The 23691-nt window shown below is 76.1% G+C and carries 18 protein-coding genes and 1 rRNA gene; 16 read left to right on the top strand and 3 right to left on the bottom strand.

Annotation, left to right across the window (positions count from 1 at the left end; translation table 11 throughout):
* Positions 1-9: 9 nt before the first annotated feature.
* Positions 10-126 (top strand): 5S ribosomal RNA (gene rrf, locus D7I43_RS24780).
* A 91-nt stretch (positions 127-217) separates the two neighbouring features.
* On the opposite strand, the gene D7I43_RS32510 is transcribed toward rrf, so the two are convergent.
* Positions 218-1657 (bottom strand): hypothetical protein, encoded by a 1440-nt coding sequence (locus tag D7I43_RS32510; RefSeq protein WP_147427288.1) that lies wholly within the window; start codon positions 1655-1657, stop codon positions 218-220.
* Between D7I43_RS32510 and D7I43_RS24785 the strand changes: the two genes are divergently transcribed.
* The 3 genes from D7I43_RS24785 to D7I43_RS24795 all read left to right on the top strand — a co-directional run bounded on the left by D7I43_RS24785 (position 1616) and on the right by D7I43_RS24795 (position 4638).
* Positions 1616-2653, top strand: a complete 1038-nt coding sequence (locus D7I43_RS24785) for a tetratricopeptide repeat protein (protein ID WP_420870241.1) — start codon at positions 1616-1618, stop codon at positions 2651-2653. The genes D7I43_RS32510 and D7I43_RS24785 overlap by 42 nt on opposite strands.
* Entirely contained in the window at positions 2650-3669 is a 1020-nt protein-coding gene (locus D7I43_RS24790; RefSeq protein WP_120330972.1) for an HAD-IIA family hydrolase, read from the top strand. Before D7I43_RS24785 ends, D7I43_RS24790 begins: the two co-directional genes overlap by 4 nt.
* A gap of 102 nt (positions 3670-3771) precedes the next feature.
* Positions 3772-4638, top strand: coding sequence for an IS5 family transposase (locus tag D7I43_RS24795; protein WP_420870239.1), 867 nt, complete (start codon positions 3772-3774; stop codon positions 4636-4638).
* A 51-nt stretch (positions 4639-4689) separates the two neighbouring features.
* Here D7I43_RS24795 and D7I43_RS24800 read toward each other — a convergent pair whose 3' ends face one another.
* On the bottom strand, positions 4690-5028 hold the full coding sequence (locus tag D7I43_RS24800) for an SCP2 sterol-binding domain-containing protein (RefSeq protein WP_120330973.1): 339 nt from the start codon (positions 5026-5028) through the stop codon (positions 4690-4692).
* A 115-nt stretch (positions 5029-5143) separates the two neighbouring features.
* Here D7I43_RS24800 and D7I43_RS24805 point away from each other — a divergent pair, with 115 nt between their 5' ends.
* From D7I43_RS24805 to D7I43_RS24825, 5 genes are all read left to right on the top strand, one after another.
* Positions 5144-5896, top strand: a complete 753-nt coding sequence (locus D7I43_RS24805) for a phasin family protein (RefSeq protein ID WP_120330974.1) — start codon at positions 5144-5146, stop codon at positions 5894-5896.
* Between the two features lie 31 nt (positions 5897-5927).
* Positions 5928-6236: a hypothetical protein gene (locus D7I43_RS24810; RefSeq protein WP_192902261.1), complete on the top strand. Its 309-nt coding sequence runs from the start codon at positions 5928-5930 to the stop codon at positions 6234-6236.
* A 13-nt stretch (positions 6237-6249) separates the two neighbouring features.
* Positions 6250-7101 (top strand): TlyA family RNA methyltransferase, encoded by an 852-nt coding sequence (locus D7I43_RS24815; protein ID WP_120330975.1) that lies wholly within the window; start codon positions 6250-6252, stop codon positions 7099-7101.
* An 82-nt stretch (positions 7102-7183) separates the two neighbouring features.
* Complete coding sequence (locus D7I43_RS24820; RefSeq protein WP_120330976.1) at positions 7184-8068, top strand: NAD kinase; 885 nt, start codon at positions 7184-7186, stop codon at positions 8066-8068.
* Positions 8069-8280: 212 nt separating this feature from the next.
* The gene (locus D7I43_RS24825; protein WP_120330977.1) at positions 8281-12012 is read left to right on the top strand and encodes a S8 family serine peptidase; all 3732 of its coding nucleotides are present in this window, start codon (positions 8281-8283) and stop codon (positions 12010-12012) included.
* A gap of 120 nt (positions 12013-12132) precedes the next feature.
* On the opposite strand, the gene D7I43_RS24830 is transcribed toward D7I43_RS24825, so the two are convergent.
* The gene (locus tag D7I43_RS24830; protein ID WP_120330978.1) at positions 12133-13119 is read right to left on the bottom strand and encodes a helix-turn-helix domain-containing protein; all 987 of its coding nucleotides are present in this window, start codon (positions 13117-13119) and stop codon (positions 12133-12135) included.
* 90 nt (positions 13120-13209) lie between these two features.
* On the opposite strand from D7I43_RS24830, the gene recN reads away from it, so the two are divergent.
* From recN to D7I43_RS24865, 7 genes are all read left to right on the top strand, one after another.
* Entirely contained in the window at positions 13210-14967 is a 1758-nt protein-coding gene (gene recN / locus D7I43_RS24835; RefSeq protein WP_120330979.1) for a DNA repair protein RecN, read from the top strand.
* 119 nt (positions 14968-15086) lie between these two features.
* Positions 15087-16265: a putative cytokinetic ring protein SteA gene (steA, locus tag D7I43_RS24840; RefSeq protein WP_120330980.1), complete on the top strand. Its 1179-nt coding sequence runs from the start codon at positions 15087-15089 to the stop codon at positions 16263-16265.
* Between the two features lie 27 nt (positions 16266-16292).
* Complete coding sequence (locus D7I43_RS24845; protein ID WP_120330981.1) at positions 16293-17234, top strand: copper transporter; 942 nt, start codon at positions 16293-16295, stop codon at positions 17232-17234.
* Positions 17235-17283: 49 nt separating this feature from the next.
* A complete protein-coding gene (locus D7I43_RS24850) occupies positions 17284-18150 on the top strand; it encodes a hypothetical protein (RefSeq protein ID WP_120330982.1) in 867 nt (288 codons plus the stop codon).
* A gap of 1 nt (position 18151) precedes the next feature.
* The gene (gene murJ / locus D7I43_RS24855) at positions 18152-19858 is read left to right on the top strand and encodes a murein biosynthesis integral membrane protein MurJ (RefSeq protein ID WP_120330983.1); all 1707 of its coding nucleotides are present in this window, start codon (positions 18152-18154) and stop codon (positions 19856-19858) included.
* A complete protein-coding gene (locus D7I43_RS24860; RefSeq protein WP_120330984.1) occupies positions 19855-21018 on the top strand; it encodes a glycosyltransferase family 4 protein in 1164 nt (387 codons plus the stop codon). Before murJ ends, D7I43_RS24860 begins: the two co-directional genes overlap by 4 nt.
* Positions 21018-23564 (top strand): hypothetical protein, encoded by a 2547-nt coding sequence (locus D7I43_RS24865; RefSeq protein ID WP_120330985.1) that lies wholly within the window; start codon positions 21018-21020, stop codon positions 23562-23564. Before D7I43_RS24860 ends, D7I43_RS24865 begins: the two co-directional genes overlap by 1 nt.
* Positions 23565-23691: the final 127 nt, after the last annotated feature.

Here is a 23691-nt window from a genome sequence, read left to right on the forward strand (position 1 = left end):
CGATAGAGTTACGGCGGTCATGGCGGAGGGGAAACGCCCGGTCACATTCCGAACCCGGAAGCTAAGCCCTCCAGCGCCGATGGTACTGCACTCGTGAGGGTGTGGGAGAGTAGGACGCCGCCGGACAACTTTTCCAATCGAGGGCCGCCCCAATGGGTCGGCCCTCGATTGCGTGGCGCCGCTGATGGCGCAATGAGGAAGGATGTACCCCGTGAGTTCAGGACCGCAGGGCGGCGACCGCCCCCGTCGATACGACGACCGCAGTGAGCGGTCGGGCGGGCGCGACCGGGCGCCGCGGCGCGACGACCGCGATCGGCCGCCGTATCGCGGAGACCGGGACGACCGCGGCGGCCCCCGCCGCGAGGGCGGCTTCCGCGGGGACCGTGACCAGGGCTTCCGCGGCGGCGACCGTCGCGAGGGCGGCTTCCGCGGCGACCAGCCGCAGGGTTACCGCGACGGCGGCTTCCGCGGCGGTGACCGCGAGCGCGGCGACCGTGGTGGTTTCCGGTCCGGTGAACGCCGCGGCGAGGGCTACCGGGGCGACCGTGAGGGCTTCCGCGGCGGTGACCGCCGTGAGGGCGGCTTCCGGGACCGCGAGGGTTCCCGTGGCGGCGACCGTGAGCGCGGCTACCGTGGCGGCGACCGGTCCGGCGGGTTCCGCGCCGGTGACCGTCCGGGCGGCTTCCGCGCGGCGGACCGCGACGCGGACTTCCGCGGTGGTGACCGTGAGGGCTTCCGCGGCGGTGAGCGCCGCGGCGGCGGGTTCCGCGACGGCGACCGCGGTGAGCGGCCGTCCCGTGGCGGCGACCGCGAGGGATACCGCGGTGACCGCCGCGAGGGCGGCTTCCGTGAGCGCCGCGAGGGTGGCTTCCGTGGGGACCGCGAGGGCTTCCGCGGCGGTGACCGGCGTGAGGGCGGCACCCGTGAGGGCGGCTTCCGCGAGGGCCGGCGCGACGGTGGCTTCCGTGACGGTGAGCGCGGCCAGGGCGGCTTCCGCGGGCGCGACCGCGACGGCGGTTTCCGGGACCGCGAGGGTGACCGCGAGCGCGGCCACCGCGGCGGTGAGCGCCGCGAGGGCGGCTTCCGCGGTGACCGTGAGGGCTTCCGCGGCGGTGACCGGGGCGGCAGGGACGAGCGTGGCTTCCGCGGTGGCGACCGCGAGGGCGGCTACCAGGGCGGTGGGCGCCGTGAGGGCGGCTACCGGGGCGACCGGGAGCAGGGCTTCCGTGGCGACCGCGAGGGCTTCCGTGGCGGCGACCGCCGCGAGGGCGGGTTCCGCGAGCGCCGTGAGGGCGGCGGCTTCCGCGCCGGTGACCGTGAGGGCTTCCGTGGCGGCGACCGCCGCGAGGGTGGCTTCCGTGAGCGCCGTGACGGTGGTTTCCGTGGGGACCGTGAGGGCTTCCGTGGCGGCGACCGCCGCGAGGGCGGGTTCCGCGAGCGCCGCGAGGGCGGCTACCGGGGCGAGGAGCGCCCGAAGCGGGACGACGAGCGCCGGTTCGAGGAGCGCCGGCGTGAGGGCGGTGCCGCCGAGCGGGAGGACGGGCGGACCGCCGCGCCGGCGCTGCCGGACGAGATCGTCGCGACCGACCTCGACAAGGACGTGCGCGCCGAACTGTTGTCGCTGGCCAAGCCGGTCGCCGAAACCGTCGCGCGGCACCTGGTGGCCACCGGCCAGCTGATCGACGAGGACCCGGCCGAGGCGCTGGCGCACGCGCTGGCCGCCCGCCGGCTGGCCTCGCGGATCGCCTCCGTGCGGGAGGCGGTGGGCCTCGCCGCGTACCACGCGGGGGAGTGGCAGACCGCGATCGCCGAGTTGCGGACGTACCACCGGATGACCGGCCTGCAGAGCCACCTCGCGGTGATCGCCGACAGCGAGCGCGCGCTCGGCCGCCCGGAGCGGGCCATCGACCTGTACCGCGGCGCGGACCGTGACGCGCTCGACCCGGCCACCTCCATCGAGCTGCTGATCGTCGCGGCCGGCGCGCGCGGCGACCTCGGCCAGAAGGACGCCGCCGTCGCGATGCTCCAGGTGCGCGAGCTGACCAGCGACGCCGCCGAGCCGTGGGCGGCGCGGTTGCGCTACGCGTACGCCGACGCGCTGCTCGCGGTCGGCCGCCGTGACGAGGCCCGGGAGTGGTTCTCCCGCGCCGCCGAGGTGGACGTCGACGGCGAGACCGACGCGGCCGAGCGCCTGCTGGAGCTCGACGGTGTGGTCATCGAGGGCGACGACGAGGACGAGGAGTCGGTCGAGGAGATCGCCGCCGGCCCCGGGGCGCCGGGTGCGGTGCCGGCCCGGCCGGAGTTCGTGAGCGGCGACGAGCCCGACGCCGGCGCCGACGAGGAGGCCGACGCCGGCTCCCGCGCCGACGGGGAGACGGGCGACGGAAACGCGCCGGCCGAGGACGAGCCCGCGCCGACGGCCGACACCGGGGTCGCCGGGCCCGCCACGGCCGACACGGACACGGAGGCCACCGACGCCGACACGGCGGCCGTGGACGCCGGCGGAGCCGACGAGGGGCAGCCGGAGGCGTACGCGGGGGCCGACCCGGACGACATCGCCGGCCGGGGCGGCCCGGACGACCCGGACCTGCGGGCGCGGGCCGGTGCCGAGGAGCCGGCGGACGACGGCGAGACGGGGCCGGTCGCCCGGTGAGCGCGGACGGCCCGGAGCGGCTGGTCGACGGGTACGCCCAGGTCGTCTTCGACCTGGACGGTGTGATCTACCTGATCGACCGGCCCATCCCCGGCGCCGTGGAGGCGGTCGGCCGGCTGCACGCCGAGGGGCGGGCCGTCGCGTACGCCACGAACAACGCCTCCCGCCGGTCGAGCCAGGTCGCCGACCTGCTCACCGGCATGGGGGTGCCGGCCCGCCCGGACGAGGTGCTCACCAGCGCGGCGGCGGCCGCCGAACTGCTCCGGGACCGGCTGCCGGCCGGCGCCCCGGTGCTGGTGGTCGGCGCCGAGGCGTTGCGCGCCGAGATCGCCGCCGTCGGCCTCACCCCCGTCGACCGCGCGGACGACGGACCGCGGGCGGTGGTGCAGGGGTACGGGCCGCAGGTCGGCTGGACCGACCTCGCCGAGGCGACGGTGGCCGTCCGGGCCGGGGCCACCTGGATCGCCACGAACACCGACCGGACCCTGCCGAGCGGCCGGGGACCGCTGCCCGGCAACGGCGCGCTGGTGGCCGTGCTGCGGACGGCGCTCGGCCGCGACCCCGACGTCGTCGTCGGCAAGCCGGAGCCGGCGCTGTTCGCCACGGCCGCGCGCCGTGTCGAGGGGGGTCGGACGCTGGTGGTGGGCGACCGGCTGGACACCGACATCGAGGGCGCCCGGCGGGCCCGGCTGGACAGCCTGCTCGTGCTCACCGGCGTCAGCGACGTACCCGAGCTGCTCGCCGCCGGGCCGGATCGGCGGCCCACCTTCGTCGCGCGGGACCTGGCCGGGCTCTTCGACCCGGCGGCCGTGGTGCGGGTGCCCGGCCCGCCGGACGCCGGCGGCTGGTCGGTGACCGCCCACGACGGGGGCCTGGAGCTAACGGGCAGCGGCAGTCCGCTCGACGCGCTCGCCGCGCTCTGCGCCGCCGCGTGGTCGACGACGGCGGTGCCGCCGGTGCGGGCCGGCTCGCCGGACGCCGCGCGGGCGCTGGCCGCGCTCGGCCTGCCCGCCTGAGAGAGTGTTGGGTAACCGACCGGTGACAAGCTGAAGCCGTTTGGGGCGGGTCGGTGTGTCGTGATCCCTTAAAGGATCATCCCCGCTGATCATGGCGAGTTTGTGAGGACTGACCCGACCGGCGGGGATGACGTCCGCCGAGCTTACCCGTGCGCGTTGACCGACGACATGTGGCAGGAGGTGTCGGCGCGGCTGCCGGTACGGGATCCGCGCCGGGGTGGCCGGCCGCTGGTGTACGACCAGCGGCTGATCATCGACACCATCCTGTATGTGCTGGTCGCTGGGTGTTCGTGGCGGATGGTGCCGCATGATCTGGCGCCGTGGGATGCGGCCTATCGGTGGTTCCGGCGGTGGAGCGTGCTGGGCGTGTGGGACCAGATCCACGACGCCCTGCGCGACGCGGTACGTGCCGCCGAGGGCCGTGACCGGCAGCCGTCAGCGGCGGTGCTGGACGCGCAGTCGGCGAAGTCGTCCTGCGGTGGGCAGCAGATCGGCTTCGATGCCGGCAAGAAGGTCCGTGGCCGTAAGCGGCATCTGCTGGTGGACACAGGCGGGCTGCTGCTGGCCTGCGTGGTGCACTCGGCCAGCATCCAGGACCGGGCCGGCGCGAAACTCGTCCTGACCGGCATCACGGCCCGCTACCCGCACATCGGCCTGATTTGGGCTGATGGCGGCTACGCCAACGTCGTCGATTCCAGCCTGATCGACTGGGCTCGGTCCGAGCTGGGCGTCACCCTGCAGATCGTCAAACGCAACGACGATGTCAAAGGCTTCCAGGTCCTGCCACGCCGCTGGGTCGTGGAGCGCACACTGGGCTGGCTGTCGCGCTGCCGGCGCCTGGACCGCGACTACGAGCGGCTCCCCTCCAACAGCAGCGCATTCATCAAGATCGCCCTGATCAGACTGATGGCCGCCCGCCTCGCCGGCCAGCAGACGCGGTACCACAACATCCGAGCGGAGGCGGCCTGACCGACCGCCACCCCTCAATTACCCAACACTCTCTGAGCGGGAGCAGCCGGTTCAGAGCAGCTTGCGGAGCTTCATCAGGTCGAACGGGTTCGCCTTGATCGAGACTCGGCGCGAGGCCACCGCCCGGGCGATGTCGAGTTCGCCCCGCACCAGTGCCACGAGGTCGTCGCTGCTGGTGCTCATCGCGATCTTGGCCTTGGGGTCGTCGCCGTCGGTGAGGTCGACGAGCCGACCGTCGGTGAGGCGGCCGTGGAAGGCGGTGTCGAGGTCGGTGATCCGGCAGGCGAGGGTGCGGTCCAGGTCGACCCGTTCGCGTACGGTCTCCGCGTTGCGGTCCAGCCGGGCGGCGAGCTCCTGCAACGCCTGCCGACACTCGTCCACGCTGGCCACCCGTCGCCTCCTCACCGTCGAGCCACGCCGTCCTCGGCACCGTACCGCACGGGGCCGTCGGCGGGGCCGGTAGCGTGAGACCTGCACATCCCCCGCACCGCGGAAGGACTCAGGCATGCAGGACGCGTGGCGCGCCTACCTCGAGCTGGCCATGGGCCTGACGGAGGCGCCGCGGAAGAAGGCCCAGGACGCCGTACGCCGGCTCGTCGGCTCCGGCGGCGCGACCGCCGCCCAGCTCCAGGCGCTCGCCGAGGAACTCCTCTCCACCAGCGCGGCGAACCGTGAGGCGCTGACCAAGCTCGTCCGCTTCGAGGTCGACCGGGCGCTCGGCGCGGTCGGGTTGGCCACGGCCGAGGAGGTCGCCGAGCTGACCCGCCGGGTGCAGGACCTGGAGCGGCAGCTGCGCGAGGCGCGATCGGCCGCTCCCCGGGCCGCCGGCACGGCGCCGGGGGCCACCACGGGCCGTCCCGCCGGGGCGGAACCGGCCGGCCCACCGTCGACTCCCGCTCCGGTGACCGCGACCCAGGGCGGCGCGGCGGCCTCCGGGAGGCCGGCCGGCCCGGCCGCGGAGGCCGGGAAGCGGGAGGGGAAGCCCGGGGAGCCGGGCGGACCCGCCGAGGCCGGCCCGGAGGCGTCCACCGGCACGCTCTCCGCCCCGGTCGCCACGCCGCCGGCGAAGAAGGCGGTGGCCAAGAAGGCCGTCGCCAAGAAGGCCGTGGCGAAGAAGGCGGTCGCGAAGAAGGCCGAGCCCGGCAAGGCCGTGGCCCGCCGCTCACCGGGAACGCTGAGCCCCACCGACGGGGCGGCCGAGCCGGCCCGTCCGCCGAAGAAGGCGGCCCGCAAGCAGCAGCCGGGAGGCGGCGAGTGACCCGCCCGCCCGCCGCCGGGGGGTGCCGGCCGTGACCGGCCCGTACCGTCCCGGCCCGCCGCCCGGCAGCGCGCCGGCGCCGCGGCCGGGTCCACCGCCGGGCGCCGCCGCCCCACGGCCCGGCCCGCCGCCCGGTGGCATGGCGCCGAGCCGTCCGGGGCCGCGTCCCGGTCCGCCGCCGCTCCCCGACGACATCGAGGGGGAGGGGCACCCGGCGGTCGACGCCGCCGTGCAGGCGATGATCAACGCGGCCTCGCTGTCGCCCGCCGACCAGATCGCCCAGTACGAGGCGGCGTACGAGACGCTGCGCGAGACGCTCGCCTCCATCGACCAGACCTGACACCGGAGACCGCATGGCACGTCGCAACCGGCTCGACGCGGAGCTCGTCCGCCGTGGGTTGGCCCGCTCCCGCGAGCAGGCCGCCGCGCTGGTGGAGGCCGGCCGGGTCCAGCTGCGCGGGGTGCCGGCCCGCAAGCCGGCCGCGATGGTCGACCCGGCCGACGCGCTGCTGGTCACCGGCGAGGACCCGACCTCGGAGTACGTCTCCCGGGGCGGTCACAAGCTGGCCGGCGCGCTGGACGCGTTCGCCGGGCTGGCCGTGGCCGGGCGGCGCTGCCTGGACGCCGGCGCGTCGACCGGCGGCTTCACCGACGTGCTGCTGCGCGCCGGCGCCGCCGAGGTGGTCGCCGTGGACGTCGGCTACGGCCAGCTCGCCTGGGCGCTGCGCACCGACGACCGGGTCCGGGTGTTCGAGCGCACCAACGTCCGCTCCCTCACGCCGGAGCAGATCGGCGGGCCCGTCGACCTGACCGTGGCGGACCTGTCGTTCATCTCGCTGCGGCTGGTGCTTCCGGCCCTGGCCGGCTGCACGCGGCCCGACGGTGACCTGGCGCTGATGGTGAAGCCGCAGTTCGAGGTCGGCAAGGAGCGCGTCGGCGCCGGCGGTGTGGTCCGCGACCCGCAGTTGCGCGCCGAGGCGGTGCTCGACGTGGCGGCCGCCGCCGCGCAGCTCGGGCTGGGCCTCGCCGACGTGGCCGCGAGCCCGTTGCCCGGGCCGAGCGGCAACGTCGAGTTCTTCGTATGGTTACGCCGGGACGCGCCACCGGCGGACCCGCAGCGGGTGCGGACGGTGGTCGCGGCCGGGCCGCGGGGCCCGGTGGAGTCCGGGGGCGTGCCGGACGCGGCGGAGGAGGTCGCAGGGTGAGTGCGAGCAGCGTGCGTGGCGTGGTGGGCCGCGCGGGGGCGGGTGCCGGCGTGCGGCGTCGCGCCGTGGTGAGGCGGCCCCGGTGACCCGGACCGCGCTGCTGGTCACCCACACCGGCCGCCGGCGCAGCACCGAGCACGCCCGCACCGTCGCCGCCGACCTGATCGCCGCCGGCTTCGAGGTGCGTGTGGTCGCCGAGGAGGCCGAGGACCTCGACCTGCCCGGCGTCGTGCCGGTCAGCGGGCCGGAGGCGGCCGAGGGCGCCGAGATCGTCTTCGCGCTGGGCGGGGACGGCACGTTCCTGCGCGCGGCGGAGCTGGCGCGGCCGGTCAAGGTGCCGCTGCTCGGCATCAACCTCGGCAAGGTCGGTTTCCTCGCCGAGGCGGAGATCGGCGACGTCGACAGCGCCGTGCGGGACGTGGTGGCCCGCAACTACACGGTGGACGAGCGGCTCACGCTCGACGTCACGGCCGAGTTCGACGGCGGCCCGACCATCGAGTCGTGGGCGCTCAACGAGATCAGCGTCGAGAAGGGGGAGCGGGCCCAGATGCTCGAACTCCTCGTCGACGTGGACGACCGGCCACTGTCCCGGTACGGCTGCGACGGGGTGGTCTGCGCCACGCCCACCGGCTCCACGGCGTACGCCTTCTCCGGCGGCGGCCCGGTGGTGTGGCCGGAGGTGGAGGCGCTGCTCCTCGTGCCGATCAGCGCCCACGCGCTGTTCAGCCGGCCGCTGGTCACCGCGCCGACCTCGACGATCACCATCACGGTGGACCCGTTCACCACCCTCGCCGTGTTGTCCTGCGACGGGCGCCGGGTCTACGACCTGCCGCCCGGCGCTCGCGTGACGGTGCGCCGTGGCGCGTTGCCGGTGCGGGTCGTCCGGCTGCGGGACCGCCCGTTCACCGACCGGCTGGTGGCCAAGTTCGATCTGCCTGTGCACGGCTGGCGTGGGTCGCGCCGCTGACCGCGCGTCCCTCGCGCCGCTGACCGCGCGTCCCGTCCACCCGCTGGAAACCCGCCGGACGCCCGCCCGGACGTTCCTCGTCGCCGCGTGTCCACCTGGCGACATGTCGCCGGTGCGGCGTGCCTCAGCTAGTGACCACCCGGTGATCTCCGTCGCAGACTCCCAACGGTCGCCCCCGAGGGCGCCCACCTGGAGTAGAGGAGCTGCAACGCATGCACTGGCCCCCACGCTGGCTCGCCGCCGGCGCGGTCGGCGCGCTGGCGGTCGGACTCGCCGCACCGGCGTCCGCCCAGCCGCCCGCACCGCCCGCCGGCCCCGGCCCGGCGGCGTCCACCCCGGACGCCACGCCCGTCCGCATCACGCTGATCACCGGTGACCAGGTCGAACTGGTCCGGGCCGCGCCGGGACGGGTCGCCGCCACCGTCCACCCCGGACCCGGCCGCGAGCGGATCACCTTCTCGACCGTGTCCGCCGACGGCGGTCTGCGGGTGCTGCCCAGCGACGTCGTGCCGTACGTGTCGGCCGGACTGCTCGACGAGGACCTGTTCGACGTGGAGGAACTGGTCGCCCAGGGCTACGGCGACGCGGCGCAGGGCACGCTGCCGCTGATCGTGCGCTACCAGGAGCCGTCCGGCGGGCGGGTGCGGGCGCTGGCCGGCGCCACCGCGGCCCGGCCGCTGGAGAGCATCAACGGCGCGGCCGTACGCGTCGGCAAGGGCGAGCTCGGCGCGCTGTGGAGCACGCTGCGGGCCGCGCCCGCCGCACGGGCCGGGTCGGGCGCCCCGGCGCGGCTGGGCGCCGGCATCGCCCGGGTGTGGCTGGACGGACGGGTCCACCCGGCGCTGGAGCACAGCGTGCCGCAGATCGGCGCGCCCGCGGCCTGGGCGGCCGGACGGGACGGCAGCGGGGTGCGGGTCGCCGTGCTCGACACCGGCGTCGACGCCGGACACCCCGACCTGGCCGGCCGGATCGCCGAGTCCCAGGACTTCACGGGCAGCGGCAGCGCCCGCGACGGGCACGGCCACGGCACCCACGTGGCGGCCACCATCGCGGGCAGCGGCGCGGCGTCCGACGGGCTGCGCAAGGGTGTCGCGCCCGGCGCGAAGCTGCTCATCGGCAAGGTGCTCGACGACTCCGGTTCCGGGTACGACTCGGGCATCATCGCGGGCATGGAGTGGGCCGCCCACTCCGGCGCGAAGGTCGTCAGCATGAGCCTCGGCGGCGCCCCGACCGACGGCACCGACCCGATGAGCCAGGCGGTGAACGACCTCACCGCCGACACCGGGGCGCTCTTCGTGATCGCCGCCGGGAACGAGGGCGCGGCGCGTACCGTCGGGTCGCCGGGGGCGGCCACCTCGGCGCTGACCGTGGGCGCGGTGGACCGCAACGACGACCTCGCCGACTTCTCCAGCCGCGGCCCGCGCGTGGGCGACAACGGGCTGAAGCCGGAGATCACGGCACCGGGCGTCGACATCGTCGCCGCCCGCGCGGCCGGCACCACCATGGGTACGCCGGTCGGTGACGCGTACACCACGGCCTCCGGCACCTCGATGGCCACGCCGCACGTCGCGGGCGCCGCCGCCATCCTCGCGCAGGAGCACCCCGACTGGACGGCCGGCCGGCTGAAGGACGCGCTGGTCAGCACCGCGCGGACCAACCCGGAGCTGACCGTGTTCGAGCAGGGCGGCGGGCGGGTCGACGTGGCCCGGGCACTGAGCCAGCGGGTGTACGCGTCGGGCACCGCCGACTTCGGCCGGCTCGCCAGCGGCGGCGCCGCGGCGGGGCGGACCGTGACGTACACCAACGGGACCGACCGGGCGCAGACCCTGCGCCTGGCGCTGGAGCTGCGCAACCTGGACAGCGGCGCCGCCGAGCCCGACGGGGTGTCGGTCGGCGCCACCGAGGTGACGGTGCCGGCCGGCGGCAGCGTGGAGGTGCCGCTGCGCGCCGACCCCGCCCGGCTGGACCGCGGGCCGCACGGCGGCTGGCTGGTGGCCACCGGCACGGACGGCGTCACCGTCCGCACCGCCGTCGGGCTCACCCTCAGCGGCCCGATGCACACCGTCACGCTGCGGGCGCTGGACATGGCCGGACGCCCCGGCCCCGCCCCGGTGGTCACCCTGTTCGGCGAGCACCCCGAGTCGGACCAGCTCGGCTGGCTGGGCGGCGACGACTGGCAGGTGCAGGTCGAGGAGGGCCCGTACCTGCTGCACGCCCTCATCGAGCACGGCGCCCCGCTCGACGAGCAGGTCACCCTGGTCACCGACCCGGAGCTGACGGTGGACCGGGACCTCACCGTGGTCCTCGACCCGCGCAAGGGCACGCCGGTGCGCATCGAGACCCCGACGCCGACCGAGCAGCGGGCGACGATCAGCTTCTACCAGCACCGGGTCTTCGGCAACGGCCGGCAGATCGACCACGGTGTGATGACGTTCAGCACGGTCCAGCAGGTGAACGTGACGCCGACGCGGGCGGTGCGCCAGGGCGAGTTCGAGTTCGCGTCCCGCTGGCAGCTCGTCGCACCCATGGTCGACGCGAAGATCAGCAAGGTGTCCGGCCCGCTGGACATCAACCTGCTGCACCAGTCGCCGGCACCGACCGGGCGGCGGAAGCTGCCGCTGGTCTGGGCCGGGGCGGGGACGCCGGCCGAGCTGGCCGGGGCCCGGGGCGCGGCCGCGCTGGTCGCCGGCAGCGCCGACCGCTCCGAGGACGACCAGATCGCCGCGGCCGCGGCGGCCGGCGCCGCGGCCGTGCTCATCGTCCGGCCCGCGGACTTCAGCGCGTGGACGGTGTGGCGGCCGACCGGGGACCGCCTGCCGATCCCCGCGATGGTCGTGGCGTACGACGACGGGCAGCGGCTGATCGCGGCCGTCAAGGCCCGCCGGACCACGCTGGACCTCACCCTCACCGTGGACAGCCCCTACCTGTACGACGTGTGGCAGGTGTCGAAGGGGCGCGTCCCGGAGCGGATCGTGCACCGGGTGACGGCGGCCAACACCGCCGAGGTGACGGCCCGCTACGCCGACACCGGCGGGTTCGACTGGGCCAAGGAGCAGCGGTTCGGCTGGCGGCCCTGGCAGGAGTACTCCTGGAACGACGACCAGCGGATGGTGCGGACCGGGACGACGCGGCAGGAGTTCGTGAGCGCCGGGGACTCCTGGTGGCAGCAGCGGGTGGTGCACCTGTTCACGTTCTCGAACATGGGCAAGCTGATGGGCGGGATCGTCGAGCAGCCCCGCCGGTACGCGGCGGACGACCGGGAGACCGCCACGTGGTACGCCCCGGTGGTCCGGCCGGCGGTGCCGGCCGGTGCGGGCGCGCCGGTGCCGACGCGCACGGGCGACACGCTCGACGTGCGGGTTCCCGAGTTCGTCGACGCCGACGGGCACTTCGGCCCGGCGGGCGTCAGCGAGGAGCAGGACACGGTGCAGGCCCGGCTCAGCCGGGACGGCCGGCAGATCGCGGACCTGTCCGGCGGGTGGGCGCCGGTGACCACGACGCCGGGTGCGGCCCGCTACCGGCTGGACGTGAGCACCGCGCGCTCCTCGGAGGAGTGGCGCTGGGCCACGCGTACCGAGACGGCGTGGGAGTTCACCTCGGCGCGGCCGGCCGGGGACGGCCCGCGGGCCCTGCCGCTGCTGCAGGTGGACTACCAGGTGCCGGCCGACCTGCGGGGCGAGGTGTCCGGGCGTACGGCGCACCGGCTCGGGCTCACCCTGCGGCAGCCGGCCGGCGTGCCCGCGCCGACGGGCGCCGGTGTGCGCGTGGACGTGTCGTTCGACGGCGGGCGCAGCTGGCGGGCGGCGTCGGTGAAGGGCTCGGGGACGCGGTTCACCGCGACGGTGCCGGCCGGGCGCGGCACGGTGTCGCTGCGGGTGCGGGCCGCCGACCGGGCGGGCAACACCGTCGAGCAGACCGTCATCGACGCGTACGGGCTGCGGTGACGATCCGGGGGCGGGCGGCCGCGCCGCCCGCCCCCGGGCGGGCCGTCCCCGGCTCGGCGGGGCCGTTGGGGTGGCGTCCCGGGCCGGTCTCGACCGGGGCGGCCGGCCGGGCCCCGCGGGTCAGATCCAGTTGCGCCGGGCGGCCTGGAACGCGAGGCCGGGCCGGGTGTCCACGCCGGCGGCGGCCATGAGGTCGGCCAGCCGCCGCTGCACCGTACGGCGGCTCACCCCGAGCTGGGAGGCGATGGACTTGTCCGGCACGCCGGCCACGAACAGCGACAGCAGCCGCACCTCGTCGGCGTCCGGCCGGTACCCGGTGCCGTCCGGCCCGTCCGGGGCCGGGGCGGACGAGCGCAGCGGCGTGGCGATCCGCCAGTGGCTCTCGAAGAGCGCGAGCAGCGCGTCGAGGAGCTGGCTGCGGCCGACCACGGCGGCGGTCGGCTCGCCGCTGTCCCGGTCCGGCACCAGCGGGCAGAGCGCCTGCCGGCCGTCCACGATGGCCAGCCGCACCGGGAGCCGGTCGATGACGCGGGCCTGCTCGCCCGCGCGGACGCCCTGCTCGACGTCCTCCAGCGCGCCCGGTTCGAGGAGCATGTCGCGCTCGTAGATGGCCCGGTAGCTGACGCCGCGGGCGAGCGCGTCGAACTCCTCGACGTTCTCCGGGCCGGGCATGGCCAGCGGGTTGGCCCGGCAGAACCAGAGCACCTCCTCGCGGGCGCCGTTCTGCAGGTCCCGCAGGCGCTCCCGGAGCGCGCCGGCGCCGGTGATCACCTCCACGAGGTGGGCGGCGTCGTGGCGCCGGACCCCGGCCCGGTACTCCTCGGTCAGGTGGTTGACGGCGGCGCGGGCCGCCTCGAGGGCCTCCTGCCGGCGCAGCAGCGCCGCGCCGAGCGGGACGTCGGGCGCGAGAGGTCGCAGCGGCGCGTCGGGGTCCGGCCCGGCGGGCGGCACCAACCCCTTGCCGCGCAGGCCCTCCAGGTGCGCCAGCACCTGGGTGCGGGGGCGGCCCAGTCGCTCGACCAGCTCGTCCACCCGCGCGGTGGTGAGCTGCACCAGGCAGCGGTAGAGCTCCTCCTCGCCCGGCGTCAGGCCGATGACCTCCAACACGGGGCAGAACTGTACGACGCCGGGGGGACACCGGCGACGCGGCGTCGCCGGCTGGTCAACTGTCGGGCCCCGCGTCTACTGTCGGGTGCTGTGCTGGAGGAGCTGCGCATCACCGGACTGGGCGTCATCGAGGACACCACGCTGCCGCTGACCGGCGGGATGAACGTCATCACCGGCGAGACCGGTGCGGGCAAGACCATGGTGGTGACCGGCCTCGGGCTGCTCTTCGGCGGTCGGGCCGACGCCGGGCGGGTCCGGGCGGAGCCGGGCCGTGCCGTGGTGGAGGGGCGGCTGCGGCTGAGTGGTCGGGTGGCCGGGGCGGTGCACGCCCGCGTCACCGACGCCGGCGGCGAGCCGGACGAGGACGGCTCGGTGGTGCTGAGCCGCACGGTGACCGTCGAGGGCCGTTCCCGCGCGCACGTGGGTGGCCGCAGCATGCCGGTGTCGATGCTCGGTGAGATCGGCGAGCAGGTGGTGGCCGTGCACGGCCAGTCCGACCAGCTGCGGCTGCTGCGCCCCGCCGAGCAGCGGGCCGCGCTCGACCGGTTCGCCGGCCCGGAGCACGAGAAGCTGCTCGACGCGCTGCGCGAGGCGTACGCCGGGTGGCGGCGGGTCGTCGACGACCTGGCCGACCGGCGGCGCAACGCCCGCGAGCGCAACCAGGAGGCCGACCTGCTGCGGCTGGGTCTCGACGAGATCACGCGGGTGGATCCGCAGCCCGGCGAGGACGACGAGCTGAAGGCCGAGGCGCAGCGGCTGGAGCACGCCGAGGGGTTGCGCACCGCGGCGCAGCTCGCCCAGCAGTGCGTGGCCGGCAGCGCGGAGGCCGCCGACGACACGCCGGACGCGACGACGCTGCTGGGCACCGCGCGGCGCACCCTGGAGGCGCAGGCCGGCACCGACCCGGCGTTGGGTGAGCTGGCGGCCCGCCTGGAGGAGGCGGCGACGCTGGTCACCGACGTGTCCGCCGAGCTGTCGTCCTACCTCGCCACGCTCGACGCCGACCCGGCCCGGTTGCAGGCCGTCTACGAGCGGCGGGCCGCGCTGCGCGCGCTCACCCGCAAGTACGCCGACGACGTCGACGGGGTGATCGCCTGGGCGGAGCGGGCCCGCACCCGGCTGTCCCAGTTGGACACCTCCGACGAGCTGCTCGACGAGCTGGAACGCGAGGGGCAGCGCCTCGCCGGCGAGGTGGCGGAGCTGGCGGGCCGGGTGTCGGCGTCACGGCAGGAGGCGGCCCGGCGCTTCGCCGAGCAGGTCACGGCCGAGCTGGCGGGGCTGGCCATGCCGCACGCACGGATCGAGGTGGCGGTGCTGCCGCGTCCGGCGGGCCGGGCGGAGCCGTCGCTCACGGTCAACGGTGTCGAGGTGGGTGTCGGCCCGGACGGCGGTGACGAGGTCGAGCTGCGGCTGCTGGCCCACCCGGGCGCGCCGTCGCTGCCGCTGCAGCGGGGCGCGTCCGGCGGTGAGCTGTCGCGGGTGATGCTCGCCATCGAGGTGGTATTCGCCGGTTCCGGCGGCCCGCCCACCCTGGTCTTCGACGAGGTCGACGCGGGCGTCGGCGGCCGGGCCGCGGTGGAGATCGGCCGGCGGCTGGCCCGGCTGGCCCGCAGTCACCAGGTGCTGGTGGTGACCCACCTGCCGCAGGTGGCCGCGTTCGCCGACCGGCACCTCGTGGTGGCCAAGGACACCGGCGGCGCGGTGACCACGAGCGGGGTGCGGGTGGTGGAGGACACGGAGCGTGCCCGGGAGCTGGCCCGGATGCTCGCCGGTTTGCCGGACTCGGATCTGGGTATCGCGCATGCGGAGGAGCTTCTGGCCGTGGCGGCCAAGGAAAGGCGGTCGTGACCGCCGGTATTGTGAGCGCAAGCACACCGGGGCGCGCCGTGGTGTGCTTCCCTGGGTAGGCGGCCCTGCTCAGGCATGTCGCGACAGAAAACCCTGCCTCACATGCCAGGATGGTCACGATGCGTCTACCCACGTTGCGCCGGACCCGGAACGCGGAACCGGGCGTCGTCCTCGGCACCGCACGCCTGGACCGCCGTACGAAGCGGCTGGTCGGCCGGCTCCGCCCCGGCGACATCGCGGTGATCGACCACGTCGACCTCGACCGGGTGGCGGCGGACTCGCTGGTCGCCGTCGGCGTCGCGGCCGTGCTGAACGCCAAGCCGTCGGTCTCCGGCCGCTACCCGAACCTCGGTCCCGAGGTGCTCGTGAGCGCGGGCATCCCGCTGCTGGACGACCTGGGTGAGGGCATCTTCGAGCAGGTCCGCGAGGGCGACACGGTGCGGATCGAGGGCAACACCGTCTACGTCGGCGACGAGCCGGTGGCGCACGGCGCCCTCCAGGACGCCGAGACGGTGGCCAAGGCGATGGCGGACGCCCGGGAGGGGCTCTCCGTCCAGTTGGAGGCGTTCGCCGCCAACACCATGGACTACCTGAAGCAGGAGCGGGACCTGCTGCTCGACGGTGTCGGCGTGCCGGAGATCCAGACGCAGATCCAGGGGCGGCACTGCCTCATCGTGGTCCGCGGCTACGACTACAAGGCCGACCTGGACGTGCTGCGCCCCTACATCCGGGAGTTCAAGCCCGTGCTGATCGGCGTCGACGGCGGTGCCGACGCGCTCGTGGAGGCGGGCTACACCCCCGACCTGATCATCGGCGACATGGACTCGGTGACCGACGACGTGCTGCGCTGCGGCGCCGAGGTGATCGTGCACGCGTACCCGGACGGGCGGGCCCCCGGCCTGCCCCGGGTGACGGCGCTCGGCGTCCCGGCGGTGACGTTTCCGGCCGCCGCCACCAGCGAGGACCTGGCCATGCTGCTCGCCGACGAGAAGGGCGCCTCGCTGCTGGTCGCCGTCGGCACGCACGCCACCCTCGTGGAGTTCCTCGACAAGGGGCGCGGCGGGATGGCCTCGACGTTCCTCACCCGGCTCAAGGTCGGCGGCAAGCTGGTCGACGCCAAGGGGGTGAGCCGGCTCTACCGGCAGAGCATCTCCGGTTCGTCCCTGCTGCTGCTCGTCCTCTCGGCGGTCGCCGCGATGGCCTCCGCGGTGGCCGTCTCCACCGTCGGGAAGGCGTACCTGGGCGTGGTCTCCGAATGGTGGGACAATTTCGTGTTCCAGCTGGGCCAGCTCTTCTAGCTCCCCGACGATCAAGAGGCTGCAAGCGTGATCAATTTCCGCTACCACGTGGTGTCGCTGACCGCGGTGTTCCTGGCTCTGGCGATCGGCCTGGTGGTCGGCACCGCCGCCCTCAACGGCCCGGTGGCCGACTCGCTCAAGGAGCAGGTGACCGCCCTGCGCAAGGACAACCAGCAGATGCGCCAGGCGGTCAACAACATGGAGAAGGAGCTCGAGTCCGAGGAGAGCTTCGCGGCGGAGATGTCGCAGGTCGTCCTCCCCGGCAAGCTCACCGGCCGCCGGGTGCTGGTGGTCAGCCTCCCCACCGGTCGGGAACACACCGAGGGCGTCGTGGACATGCTCCAGCTGGCCGGGGCGAACATCACCGGCCGGGTCGACCTGCAGGACAAGTTCATCAACCCGGACAACAACAACAACCTGCTCGAACTGGCCGTGACCGCGGTGCGGCCGACCAGCGCGCAGACCAGCAACCTGCCCGGCAACGGGCACGGCGTGGAGACCTCCAGCGCGCTGCTGGCCAGCGTGCTGCTCGACCGGGGGCAGGGCGTCGAGCCGGTCAGCGACGCCGACCGGCGGGCGGTGCTGGCCGCGTACACCAACGCCGGCTACCTCACCACCGAGGACCGGATCAGCGGGCCGGCCGAGGCCGTCGTGGTGGTCAGCGGCCAGCCGTACGTCGACAAGGACTCCGCGAAGAAGGACGAATCGGTCGTCAAGGTCGCCGAGCAGTTCGACCGTTCCGGCGCCATCGTCGTGGGCGGCTACGGCTCGGACGGCGACAACCTCGTGGCGGTCGTGCGGCGCGACGCCGTGCTCGCCCAGTCGATCTCGACGGTCGACAACGCCAACACCATCCAGGGGCAGCTGGTCACCACGCTGGCGTTGGTGCAGCAGCTCACCGAGAAGAAGGCCGGCCAGTACGGCGTGGGCGACAGCGCCGAGTCGCAGCTGCCTAAACTGCCCCAGTGACCGCAGCACGGGCCGTGACGCCCGTCGACGAGCCGATCGGAGTGACCGCGTGAGAATGCTGGGCCGGCTGCTGACCGCCGGTGCCGGGGCGGTCGCCGCCCGGTACGCGCTGCGCGAGGTGCGTACCTCCCCGGCCGGACCGGCCCTGGAGCGGACCAACTTCCGCGGCCGTACGGTGAGCCTCGCCGCCGGTCCGGCGCTCGCCGCCGGCGCGACCGGCGCCGCCGCCCTCGGCGCGACCAGCGGGGCGTCCGGCGCCGCCGCGGTCGTCGCGGGCCTCGGCGCCGGAGCCGTCGGGCTCTACGACGACGTGGTCGGGGCCCGGCCCGACCAGAAGACCGCCAAGGGCTTCGCGGGCCACCTCGCGGCCCTGCGCGAGGGGCGGATCACCTCCGGCCTCGTCAAGATCGTCGGCGTGGGCGCCGCGGGGCTCGGCGCGGCCGCGCTGCTCGCCGCCGACCCCCGGGTCGCCGGGCACCGCCGCCGGCAGCGGCAGGGGGCGCTCGGGCGCGGTGTGGACGTGCTGCTGGGCGCCGGCGTGGTCGCCGGCACCGCGAACCTGGTCAACCTGCTCGACCTGCGTCCCGGCCGGGCGCTCAAGTCCGGCCTGCTGCTCGGCGCTCCGCTGGCCGGCGGCCCGCACGGCGGGATCGCCGCCGGGGCGGCCGGCGCGGCCGCCGGGCTGCTGCCCGACGACCTGGACGAGACGGTGATGCTCGGCGACAGTGGCGCGAACGCGCTCGGCGCGCTGCTCGGCGTGGCGCTCGCCGCGCGGAGCGGCCCGCTCGGCCGGGCCGGGATCCTCGCCGTGCTGGCCGGGCTCACGGCGGCCAGCGAGAAGGTGAGCTTCACCCAGGTGATCCAGCGGACCCCGGGGCTGCGGGAACTCGACGCGCTGGGCCGACGCGCCGACTGACGTGACCAGACCGGCACCCCTCGCCGGCGCCGGCCGGGTGGCCGGAGCAGCCGCGCTCATCGCCGTCCTCACCGTGGTCAGCCGCCTCGCCGGCTTCGGACGCACGTCCGTGTTCACCTGGACGCTGGCCGACACCGACCTCGGCGGCACCTACGTGATCGCGAACAACCTGCCGAACATCATCTTCGAGATCGTCGCTGGTGGGGCGTTGGCGAGTCTCGTCGTACCGCTGCTGGCCGGCGCGGTGGAGGCGGGCGACCGGCGGGCGGTGGACGCCACCACCGGCGCGCTGCTGACCTGGACGCTCAGCCTGCTCGTGCCGCTGGCCTTCGCGGTGGCGCTGCTCGCCCGTCCGCTCATCGGCCTGCTCGGTCCTGGTCTCACCGCCGAACAGCAGCAGGCCGGCGCGCGAATGCTGCTGCTCTTCGCCCCCCAGCTGCCGCTGTACGGCGTCGGTATCGTGCTGACCGGGGTGCTCCAGGCGCATCGACGGTTCGCCTGGCCGGTGATCGCGCCCTTGCTGTCGAGTCTCACGGTGATCGCCGTCTACCTCGGTTTCACCGCGTGGCAGGGGCGGCTCGCCACGGTCGGGTCGGTGAGCCGGGGCGGCGAGCTGCTGCTCGCCGGTGGCACCACACTCGGTGTGGTGATGCTCTCCCTGTCGCTCCTGTTCCCGCTGCGCCGGCTCGGGTTGCACCTCCGCCCCGGATACCGGTTCCCGGCCGACGTCCGCGCCCGGGTCGGTGGGCTGGTCGTGGCCGGGATCGTGGCCGTCACCGGGCAACAGATCGCCGTGGCCGTCGCCCTCAACCAGGTGACGTACGGAGCTCGGTCGAACCCGGGCGCCTACAACATCGCGCAGACCGTCTACTTCCTGCCGTGGGCGGTGCTGGCCGTACCGCTGGCCGTGGCGGCGTACCCGACGCTGGTGGCCGCCCGCGCAACCGGCGACGAGCAGGCCTACCGGAAGACCCTGGCGCCCGCAGTGCGCGGAGTGGTGCTGTTCAGCCTGCTCGGCGCCGCGGCGCTGGTCGGCACGGCGCAGTCGGTGGGGCAGCTCTTCTTCTCTCATTCCCCGCACACCGCCGCGATCACCGCGGCGGCGATCATGGGTTTCGCGCCCGGCCTGCTCGGTTACGGTCTCTTCGCCGTGCTCACCCGAGCCCTCTACGCGCGCGGCGCGACCCGGTTGGCGACCCTGGCCACCGCGGTCGGCTGGCTGTCCGTGCCGGTACTCGCGATCCTGCTCGGGCACCTGCTGCCGGTCGCGGACCGGGTGCTGGCCGTGGCCCTCGCCAACTCCGTCGGGATGCTGCTGCTCGGCGGGCTCCTGATCACCGCCGTGCGGCGCGCCGCCGGGTCCGCGGCGCTGGCCGGCGCGTCCCGGGCCACCGCGGCCGGGGTGCTCGGCGCGCTCGGCGGTGCGCTGGCCGGCGTGGCGGTGTCCCGATGGCTCGACACGCCCGGTGACGGCACCCCGACGATGTGGGCGGCGCTCGGTCAGGGCATGCTGTCCGGAGTCGCGGTCGGCGCCGTGTTCCTCGCCGTGGTGTGGCTCGTCGACCGGCGGGACGTACGCCCGCTGCTCGCCGGGGTGCTGAGGCGCCTCGGCCGCGGCGGCGGGCGCGGGCCCGGGAACGCGGCCGGCGCGGAGCGGGACGGCAGCCCCCCGGAGCGGGGTGACGGGAAGGAGACGGTGTCCGGGTGAGCGCGGCGACGGAACCGACACCCGGCTGGTCGGGCAGCGTGGCGTTGCTGCTCGCCTCCAGCACCGGCGGCGTGGGCCAGCACGTCCGGTCGGTCGCCCGCGGGCTCACCGACGCCGGCACCACCGTGCTGGTGTGCGGGCCGGCGGCCACCGAGCAGCAGTTCGACTTCACCGGCGTGGGCGCCCGCTTCCAGCCCGTGGAGATCCCCGCCAGCCCGACGCCGGCCGACGCCCGCGCCGTCACCGCGCTGCGCCGGGCCCTGGCGACCACGCCGGTGGACGTGGTGCACGCGCACGGCCTGCGGGCCGGGCTCGTCGCGGTGCTCGCCCGGCCGGCCGCGCCGATCGTGGTCACCTGGCACAACGCGGTGCTCGCGGGCGGGGTGCGCGGTGCCCTGTCGCGGTTGGTCGAACGCGTCGTCGCCCGCGGGGCCCGCGTCGCGCTCGGCGCGTCCGCGGACCTGGTCGACCGGGCCGCGGCGCTCGGCGCCGCCGACGCCCGGCTCGCGCCGGTCGCCGCGCCGGCCCTGCCGGCCCCGCGCCGCCGCCGGGCCGCCGTCCGCGCCGAGTTCGGCGTCCAGGGCGAGCAGCCGTTGATCGTCTCGGTCGGCCGCCTGCACCCGCAGAAGCGGTACGACGTGCTCGTCGACGCCGCCGCCCGCTGGCGTACCCGCGAACCGGCGCCGGTCGTGGTGATCGCCGGCAGCGGGCCCGCGTACCTGCCGCTGGCCGCGCGGATCTCCGCGGCCCGCGCGCCGGTGACCCTGCTCGGCCACCGCACCGACGTGGCCGACCTGCTCGCCGGCGCCGACCTGGCCGTGGTGACCAGCGACTGGGAGGCGCGGCAACTGTTCGCGCAGGAGGCGCTGCGCGCCGGCGTACCGCTGGTGGCCACCGCGGTGGGCGGCCTGCCGGAGCTGGTCGGCGACGCGGCGGTGCTGGTGCCCCCCGGTGACGTGGACGCCGTGGACACGGCGGTGCGGGAGCTGCTCGACGACCCGGCCCGCCGGGCCGACCTCGCCGCCCGCGGGGCCGCGCGCGCGGCGGGCTGGCCCACCGAGGCCGACACCGTGGCGACGCTGGCGGCGCTGTACGCGGAGCTGGCGCCCACGCGCGACGGCGCGGCGGACGCGGGGGCCTCCGGGACGGGACACGGCTGATGGTCCGTCGGTTCGTCCCCGCCGTGCTGACCCTCCTGGTGGTGGCGCTGGGCATCACGGCCCTGTCCGCCCGGCCCCGGCAGGGCGTCCCGCACCGCAGCGCCGACTTCGTCGTCATCGCCGGGGTGGCCGGGCTGCGCTGGGAGGACGTGGACCCGGCGACCACCCCGACGCTGTGGCGCATGGCGGAGCGGGGCTCGATCGGCTCGCTGTCGGTCCGCTCGGCGCGCCGGCCCACCTGCCCCGTGGACGGGTGGCTGACTCTCGGCGCCGGCAGCTTCGCGGCCTGGAACGGCGCCCGGGAGTCGGGCGGCTGCTCACCGGACGGCGTGGTGGTCGAGCAGCCCGACGGCATCGGGGCGAACCTGCCCGACCAGGAGGGCGTGGTCCACCACAACCAGGAGGAGCTGCCCTGGGGCGCCGTGCCCGGGTCGTTGTCCGAGTCGGTGCGCTGCTCGGTCGCGGTCGGCCCGGGCGCCGCCGTGGCCGCCGCCCGCCCGTTCGGCCGGGTCGACCGGTACGCGCCGGAGCTGTCCGAGGACCCGGCCCGGCTGCTGCACTCCTGCGTGCTCAGCATCGTCGACCTGGGCACGGTCGAGGGCACCTCGCCGGCGCAGCGCGCCGCGGCGGCGCGGGCCGCCGACGCCCAACTGGCCCGGTTGCTCGCCGCCCGCCCGCCGCACTCGCTCGTGCTCGTGGCCGGGGTCTCCGACACCGACCAGTCGGCCCGGTTGCACGTGGCCGTCGCCGACGGTCCCGGGTGGGAGCGGGGCTGGCTCACCTCGGCGAGCACCGGCCGTGAGGGCTACCTGCAACTGGTCGACCTCGCGCCCACCGCGTTGACCGCGCTGGGCCGGCCGATGCCGGAACGCCCGTTCATCGGCCGTCCCGCCGTCACCGTGGGCGGCCGCCCCGCCGACCTGGCCGACGCGATCGCCCAGCCGCTGGACGCCGAGCGCGAGGCCGCCACGCAGCAGGGGCTCTCCGGCTGGTTCTTCGTGGTGCTCGCCGTCTCCCAGACGCTGCTGGCGGTCGCGGCGCTGCCGCTGCTGCGCCGGGCGCGCCGGCACGCCGGCCCGTACGGACCGCAGCCGGTGTCCCGGCGGATCGTGGCCGCCGTCGAGCTGCTGCTCGTCGCCGCCGCCCTGGCGGTGCCCGCCGCGCTGCTCGCCGACGCGGTGCCGTGGTGGCGGACGGCGCACCCCGGGTGGAGCTTCGGCGCCGTGACGGCCCTGCTGGTCGTCGGCGGCACCGCGGCCGTCCGGTTCGCGCCCGGGCACCGCAGCACGCTCGGCCCGCTCGGCGCGGTGGCGGGTCTCACCGCGCTGGTGGTGGGGCTCGACGTGGTGACCGGCGCGTGGCTGCAACTCAACGGCGTGGTCGGCTACTCGGCCCAGGCGGGCGGCCGGTACGCCGGGCTCGGCACCGTCGGGCTCGGTGCGTTCCTGGCCGGCGCCCTGTTGAGCGCCGGCTGGCTCGCCCAGCGCGTGCCGCGGGGCTGGCGGCCGGCGGTGATGGTGGCCGTCGGCGGCGTCGCCGTGGTGCTCGTGGGAAGCCCGTACCTCGGCGCGGACCCCATCGGCGCGATCGCGTTGACGGCCGGGCTGTGCGTGGCGGCGGCGATCGGCGGCGGGGGGTGGCTGACGGTCAGCCGGCTGGTCTGGGCGGTGATGGCGGCGCTGGCCGTCACCGTCGCCCTCGCGGTGCTGGACCTGCGCCGCCCAGCGGCGGAGCGCGGCAGCCTCGGACGGTTCCTGGCGGCGCTCGGCGACGGTACGGGCGGGCTCACCCTGCACCGGTCGAGCACGGCCAACTTCGAGACGCTGGTGGGCAGTCCGCTCACGCTGCTGGCGCTGGTGGGTGCGCTGCTGGTCTGGTTCGCCCTCATGCAGCCGTGGGGCGGGCTGATGCGGCTGTTCGGCATCTACCCAGCGATGCGGGCCGCGATGGCCGGCACCGCCGTGGCGTCCGTCATCGGCGGCGTGCTGGGCGGCGTGGCGCTGGACGTGACCGGGGCGGCCGCCGCTCTCGTGGTGCCGATGGCGTTGCTGGCCTCGCTGCGGGTGCTCGACCACTCCGCCGACCGCACCGTGCCGACGGCGGGCCGGCCCCGGCCGGACGGGGAGGGCGTCACCGGCGAGGACGGCGGTGACGGCAGTGGCGGCGTCGGCGGTGACGGCCCCTCCGGCGGAGGCGGCCCCGGTGGGGCCGGCCGGACCCGCGGTACCCGGTCGTCGACCGCGGGGACGTCGGTGCGACCGGCGGACGGCCCGTCGGGTACGGGTGGCGGCGCCGGGGGAGCGGCCCGTGCGGAGGGTCCGGACGCCGACGGGGTGGAGGCGGCCGGCAGTGCGGGTTCCGGCGCCGGCGGCACGGGACCGGCGGGTCCGGACGCGGACGCCGGCGGGGCCGAGGCGACCGGCGCGGCGGAGGCCGACGGCGCGCAGACGGCGGGCGCGGCGGGTCCGGATTCCGGCGCGGCGCCCGGCGCGGGCCGTCCCGCGGTCCCCTCCCCGCGCTCGTCGCAGCAGGTCACCGCGCGCTGACCGGTGGTCGCCGGGTGGCCGGCACGCCGGGCGGCACCTCGTGCCGGCCTGCGTCCCACCGCCGTCGAGGTGTTACCGTGGAATCCCGTGGATCGCGTGATCACTTTGCTGATCGGCTCGGCGGTCT

This window comes from Micromonospora globbae (assembly GCF_003610785.1).
In the GTDB taxonomy this organism is placed as follows: domain Bacteria; phylum Actinomycetota; class Actinomycetes; order Mycobacteriales; family Micromonosporaceae; genus Micromonospora; species Micromonospora globbae.